Consider the following 5,871-nt stretch of genomic DNA (forward strand, 5'->3'; position numbering starts at 1 on the left):
GCTCGGCACGGCCCCGGGGTGGGCTCGGGCGGGCCCGGTCAACGCCCCGTGTCGGTGGCTGGCCCCGGGGCCGGGGCCGGGCTCGCCTCGGCGCGGGCCGTGAGACGGCCCATGCGGGTGCGCGCCGACTCAAGTTGTTCGATGTCGTCGGCGGCGGGGCCGGCCTCGGCCGTGAGCTCGGTCCACACCTCGATCAGATCGCGGCCCAGGCTCAGGCCCTGGTGCGGGTCGCGCACGGCGCGCCAGGCGGCGGCCGCGCTCTGGACGTCGCCGTACGCGGCGCGCGCGTCGTGCCGACGGTGGCGGAGCCGGGCGAGGTCCAGGGAGAGCTGGAAGGACCCGAGCATGTCTCCGGCCAAGTAGGCGATGTACGCGGACAGTTCGCGCAGCCACTGGACCTCCGGGTGCTCCGGGCCCAGGGTCGCGGAGGCCTGGGCGGTGGTGAGCCCGGCCAGTTCGGCGGCCTCGTCGATCCGGCCCGACTGCACGGCCTCGTTGATCTGTCCGATGGGCTCCGCGAAGAGCGAGGGCTCTGCCTCGTCGGCCTCCAGGGCACCCATCACGACCTCGGCGATCGCGAACTCCCTTACGGGCGCGGGCCTGGGCGCGGCATCGTCGTCCTCGGGAGTGGTGCGGGGAGTGGGGTCAGGCTCCTTGGGGGGTGCGAAGGTGGGGGCCGGGCCGAACTCTCCGGTCGGCGGAGCGACCGTACCGGCGGGAGCGGCTGGGGCCTCCGGCGTCGGCCGTCCCTCCCTCACCGGCTCGTCCACGAAGCAGCTGGAGCCGTCCACGGAGATCTGGAGGGGAACGGCGTAGCCGATGCGCTCGTCGTGGACGGTGGCGAGGACGGAGTGACCCGCCGCGCGGGCGATGCGGTGGAGGTAGTCGAGGACGGTGTTCTGGAGGGGCTCGCCGGGGTGGGCCGCCACCGGCATTCCGCCCACCGAGGCGCCTTCACCGGACGCCGGCACCCGCACGTCGATCGGGAGCATCCCGGACCGCTGCTCCGGAAACTCCGACGGCTTGAGTTCCCGGTCGAGTTCCCGGTCGAGTTCCCGCTTCTGTTCGCGGCTGAGTCGAGACATGGTTCCTCACTCGGGTCAGAAGAAGGACATCAGGAGAACGGACATCAGAGGCAGGGATATCAGGAGGAGAGACATCAGAGGGAGCAACCGGCATCGGGCTGAGCCGCCCGCACACCCTCAGAAGCCACGAAAGTCGCAGCCCCGCCCCTACGAGTCTCTCCGATCGCCCCCACCGACCGCGTCACCGCCGCGTCACAGGCTCGTCCCAGGAACGGACACCCCGCTTCCGGTACCGCCCGTGCAACCACGAAGATCGGTAACAGACGAGGAGGAGAGGACGAGGAGAGGGCAATATGCAGGGGCAGCGAGAACAGCGGGCACCGAGCGGGCCGGAGATCTGGGTACGCGGTCCGGTCGCCGTGCCGGAGCAGCGGCAGCCGGAGCCAGAACCGGAACCGGAACCGGAACCGAACGTACAACTCCCTGTGAATCCCCAGTACTTCATCACTGGTGCTCAGCAATTCGCCACGAATCCCCAGCGGTTCACCGCGAGTCCCCGGCGGTTCGCCTGGGTCGCCACGCACGGCGGGGCGGGCACCACCACGCTCGCGACCGTGTTCGGCGGCCATGACACCGGGCGCGCCTGGCCTCGCCCCGAACACGGCGAACCCGAGTCGATTCTGCTGGTCGCGCGGACGCATGCCACAGGGCTCGAGGCCATCTCGTACACCCTGGACACCTTCCGGCGCGGCGACGCACCGCCGGGGCTCGACCTCAACGCCGTCGTCCTGGTCGCCGACGCACCCGGCCGCCTGCCCCGCCAACTGGCCCAGCATGTCAAGCTGATCAGCTCCGTCATCGACGTCTACCACGTCCCCTGGATGCCCGCCTGGCGCATCGGCGACCTCACCGTGCCGCTGCCACGGGAGAGCGCGGACCTGGCCCGCCTCACCGCGGGAACGGCGCACTGACCGCCTCCCGGCGGAGGGCTTACGCGGTTATGTCCTTCGCCGTGAACCGCGCCCACGCCGCCGATCCGAACACGGCCGCGTACAGGCACTGCAGGCCCAGGTTGCGTTGCACGTCGTCCCAGTAGACCGGGTCCCGCATCAGGTCGGCGAACGACAGCCAGTAGTGGGAGAAGAAGTACGGCTGGAGGGTGTGGAGCTGCGGGATCTGGTCGAGGATCTGGACGGTGATCAGCAGGCCGACCGTCGTGGTCATCGCCGCGATGCCGCTGTTCGTCAGGGTCGACACGAACAGGCCCAGGGCGGCCACGCCGATCAGGGACGCGGCCACCACCAGGGCGATGAGCAGGGCCCGGCCCAGCCCCTCGGCGAAGCTGATGCGCGTGCCCGAGATGGTCGTCAGCTCGCCGAGCGGGAAGAGCAGGGCGCCCACCGCGAGCGCCGACGCCGCCACCACCAGCGTGGCGACGAGGCAGAACGTCATCGTCGTCGCGTACTTGGTGATGAGGAGCCGGGTGCGGCCCGCGGGTGCGACGAGCAGATAGCGGAGCGTCCCCGCGTTGGCCTCGCCCGCGATGGCGTCCCCGGCGATCACTCCGATCGCCATCGGGAGGAAGAAGGGGAGCGTCGCGGCCAGCGCCGTGAACACCAGGAACAGGCCGTTGTTGGTGATCTGGGTGATGAAGGCCGGGCCCCCGCCGCCCCCGCCACCGACCGACGAGCCGTCGCTGGTCTCGATCTTCACGGCGATGCCCACCAGGACGGGGACGCCCGCGAGTACGGCGAGCAGCGCGATCGTGCGCCAGCGGCGGAAGGTGGTGACGAGCTCGCTGCGGAAGAGCCCGAACGTCCACAGCGGACCCGGCCTGCGCAGGCCGGTCCCCCGCGCGGGGTCGGCCTGCGCCGGATCAGACCCTGTCGACCCAGACCCTGTCGACCCAGGCCCCGTCGGCCCAGGCCCCGTCGGCCCAGACCCCGTCGACCCAGACCCTGTCGACCCAGGCCCCGTCGGCTCAGACCCCGTCGACCCAGGCCCCATCGGCTCAGGGCCCGTCAGTTCAGCCTGCGACATCGAAGCCCTCCCCTGTCAGCGCCACGAACGCGTCCTCCAGCGAGGCCCTTTCGACGACGAAACCGCGTACGCGGACCCCTGCCGTCACCAGCGCCGCGTTCACCTCCGCGAGGTCACGGTCCGGGGGCTCGGCCGTCACCCGCTCCTCCGTCACCACGACATCGCCGACGCCCTGCTCCTTGAGCACCCGGGCCGCGTCCCCGGCGTCCGGTGTGGTCACGACGAGCCGCCCGCGCGCCCCGGCCGCCAGGTCGGCCACCGCGCCCTGGGTGATCAGCCGCCCCTGGGCCATCACGGCGGCGTGCGTGCACACCTGCTCGATCTCGTCGAGGAGGTGTGAGGAGAGGAAGACGGTGGTGCCGTCGGACGCCAACTCCCGTACCAGGGAGCGGATCTCCCGCATCCCCTGCGGGTCGAGCCCGTTCGTCGGCTCGTCGAGGACGAGCAGCCTGCGCGGCTGGAGGAGAGCCGACGCCAGCCCCAGCCGCTGCTTCATGCCCAGCGAGTACGCCTTCGCCTTCTTGCCCGCGGCCGCCGCCAGCCCGACCCGGTCCAGCGCGGCCGCGACCCGCGTACGCCGGGTACGCGGGTCGGCGGTGGGATCGGCGGCGTCGTACCGCAGCAGGTTGTCCCGCCCGGTGAGGAAGCCGTACAGGGCGGGCCCCTCGATGAGGGCGCCCACCTGCGGCAGTACGGTGCGGGCGGCGCCCGGCATGGGCCGGCCGAGCACCCGGGCGGTGCCCGACGTCGGCTCGATCAGGCCCATCAGCATGCGGATGGTGGTGGTCTTGCCGGAGCCGTTGGGCCCGAGGAAGCCGAAGACGCTGCCGCTGGGAACCGTGAGTTCCAGGTGGTCCACGGCCACCTGGCCGCCGCGGAAGGTCTTGGTCAGACCCTCCGTGTGAATGGCTGCTGCGTCGGTCATGGCTCCCCTCGGGTACGGCCGGCGGGCCGGTGCGGCGCGGATGCCGCCCCGGCCCGCCGGCCAGGTTCTCACTTCGCCGCGTTGGCCGCCTTCACCAGCGCGTCCTTGGTGACCGCTCCGGCGTACGCCTTGCCGTCATCCGTGATCAGGACGTTGATCAGCCGGGTCTTGAAGACCGTACCGGAGCCGAACTTGCCGCTGACCTGGTCGCCGAGCGAGTTCAGGAACCCGTCGACGTCGCTGTTGCCGGTGTTGCCGTTGGCCCCCGACGGTACGCCCTTGCCGCCCATGTCGAACTCGGCGATGGAGCTCCAGCCCTCGCCGATGGTCTTCATGCCGCCGCCCTCCAGTTCCTTGCCGAGGTCCTCACCGGACCGTGCCGGCTTTTCCTGCTTCTCGTGCTTGCCCTGGTCCTTGAGCTCGTCCCCTTCGGTGACCTTCGCGCCCTTGGGCGGCGTGAAGTCGAAGGTGGAGGCGCTCGGCTTGGCGAAGTCGACCTGGGTGAAGCCCGCGTCGACGACGGCCGCGCCCCCGCTCGCCGGGGTGAGCGTGAACTTCAGCGGCAGCCCGGTCTTCGCGTCCACCGCGATGGAGATGGCGCCGACCGTGGAGCCGGACCCCTTCGGCTTGATGAGCAGCTTGTACGCGTCCCGGCCGGCGACCTGGGCGCTGCCGTCGACGGTCACGGACGTGGTGTCGTCGACCGCCTTCAGGGCCTCCTCCGCCAGCTTCTGGGGCGTGGCCGGAACGTCCTCGGGCAGACCCTTGTCGGACTTCTGGTCCTGCTTCTGGTCCTGCTTCTGGTCCTTCGTGTGCTCCTTGACGTCCGCGGCCCCGGTCGTGTGGAACACCTCGTTCGACTTGCTGTCGTACGCCCACACGTCGTCGCCGTTGCGGATGACGCTGTACTCGGAGGTCTTGTCCAGCAGCGACAGCTTCTGCTTGTCCGGGCCGTCGGCCGCGACGCGCACCGTGTGCGTGCCGGTGGCGAGTTCGAGCAGCTTGGAGGAGGGCTCGGCGGTCGAGCCGCCGTCACCGCCGGAAGGCTTCGCGGCCGCGCCCGCTCCGAGGCTGCTCTCCAGCCCGCCCAGGTCCGGCAGCCCCAGATCGGTGCTGATCTTCACGGTGCCGGACACCTGCTGTACGTCCGACGCGGCGATCTTCTCGATGAGTTCCTGCGCGCTGATCTTCGGCAGGTCGGGGTCACCCGAGCCGGCGAATGCCGGGACGAGCCCGATCGTCGCGGCCGCCACCCCCACCACCGTGACCGGGACGACGTACCGCGCCGCCTTGCGGCGCCCGGCGCGCAGGTCCTCGGCCTCGTCGGCCTTCGCGCTGTCGTCGGTTTCGTACGGTGCCATGTCTGCCTTACCTCCGTAGTAGGCGGCGGCCTGCTCCTCGTCCTGCGCGCCGAGTCGTGCGCGCTGCGACGTCCTCACACTCGTCGTCGTCCACCCCGAGCCGCCATTCTCACCCGAATCGGTGAGGAGTGGTGCTTTCCATCTGACCAAATCGGCAATCCAGAAGCGTCAGACCCCGGAATCAACTTCCTGTACTGCTGTGGGATGACACGGAGAGGCGGTGTCTCCCCCTACCCGTAGGGGTCGAAGGGGAGGTCGAAGGGGAGTACGCCGCCCGGCTGGTACCCGTTCAGCCGGGCTTCACCGCGCGGCAGCCGGGGGATCGCGGCGGTGCGGGGTCGAGAGGGTGACGCGCGTCATACGACTTCTGGATCATGGTGAGGGTGAGGCGGTCAGACCGATGTCTGGGGGCTGGGGGTCCCAGGAGGCCGTGGGCCGGGAGGCCGGCGGGCCGAAGGGCCGGAGGTCGAGGGCCGGGAGGGCCGGAGGCCCAGGGGCCGGGAGGGCCGGAGGCCCAGGG

5 protein-coding genes are annotated in these 5,871 nt (G+C 71.2%); 1 reads left to right on the top strand and 4 read right to left on the bottom strand.

Features of this window, described 5'->3' with window-relative positions; genetic code table 11:
• Nucleotides 1-38: 38 nt before the first annotated feature.
• Nucleotides 39-1,085: a tetratricopeptide repeat protein gene (locus FPZ41_RS44270; RefSeq protein ID WP_194236442.1), complete on the bottom strand. Its 1,047-nt coding sequence runs from the start codon at nucleotides 1,083-1,085 to the stop codon at nucleotides 39-41.
• 293 nt (nucleotides 1,086-1,378) lie between these two features.
• Here FPZ41_RS44270 and FPZ41_RS44275 point away from each other — a divergent pair, with 293 nt between their 5' ends.
• Nucleotides 1,379-1,996 carry a DUF6668 family protein gene (locus FPZ41_RS44275; RefSeq protein WP_152870307.1) on the top strand — a complete coding sequence of 206 codons (618 nt, stop codon included), beginning with the start codon at nucleotides 1,379-1,381 and terminating at the stop codon, nucleotides 1,994-1,996.
• Between the two features lie 19 nt (nucleotides 1,997-2,015).
• On the opposite strand, the gene FPZ41_RS44280 is transcribed toward FPZ41_RS44275, so the two are convergent.
• The 3 genes from FPZ41_RS44280 to FPZ41_RS44290 all read right to left on the bottom strand — a co-directional run bounded on the left by FPZ41_RS44280 (nucleotide 2,016) and on the right by FPZ41_RS44290 (nucleotide 5,351).
• Nucleotides 2,016-3,065 carry an ABC transporter permease gene (locus tag FPZ41_RS44280; protein WP_228023427.1) on the bottom strand — a complete coding sequence of 350 codons (1,050 nt, stop codon included), beginning with the start codon at nucleotides 3,063-3,065 and terminating at the stop codon, nucleotides 2,016-2,018.
• Nucleotides 3,052-3,990: an ABC transporter ATP-binding protein gene (locus FPZ41_RS44285; RefSeq protein WP_134034043.1), complete on the bottom strand. Its 939-nt coding sequence runs from the start codon at nucleotides 3,988-3,990 to the stop codon at nucleotides 3,052-3,054. Before FPZ41_RS44285 ends, FPZ41_RS44280 begins: the two co-directional genes overlap by 14 nt.
• A gap of 68 nt (nucleotides 3,991-4,058) precedes the next feature.
• Entirely contained in the window at nucleotides 4,059-5,351 is a 1,293-nt protein-coding gene (locus tag FPZ41_RS44290) for a LolA family protein (protein WP_152870309.1), read from the bottom strand.
• Nucleotides 5,352-5,871: the final 520 nt, after the last annotated feature.

The organism is Streptomyces acidicola (assembly GCF_009377235.1).
In the GTDB taxonomy this organism is placed as follows: domain Bacteria; phylum Actinomycetota; class Actinomycetes; order Streptomycetales; family Streptomycetaceae; genus Streptomyces; species Streptomyces acidicola.

Excerpts from the sequence above, each read along its gene's own strand:
- FPZ41_RS44280 (WP_228023427.1), bottom strand. The coding sequence starts at position 3,065 with ATGTCGCAGGCTGAACTGACGGGCCCTGAGCCGATGGGGCCTGGGTCG.
- FPZ41_RS44285 (WP_134034043.1), bottom strand. The coding sequence starts at position 3,990 with ATGACCGACGCAGCAGCCATTCACACGGAGGGTCTGACCAAGACCTTC.
- FPZ41_RS44290 (WP_152870309.1), bottom strand. The coding sequence starts at position 5,351 with ATGGCACCGTACGAAACCGACGACAGCGCGAAGGCCGACGAGGCCGAG.
- FPZ41_RS44275 (WP_152870307.1), top strand. The coding sequence starts at position 1,379 with ATGCAGGGGCAGCGAGAACAGCGGGCACCGAGCGGGCCGGAGATCTGG.
- FPZ41_RS44270 (WP_194236442.1), bottom strand. The coding sequence starts at position 1,085 with ATGTCTCGACTCAGCCGCGAACAGAAGCGGGAACTCGACCGGGAACTC.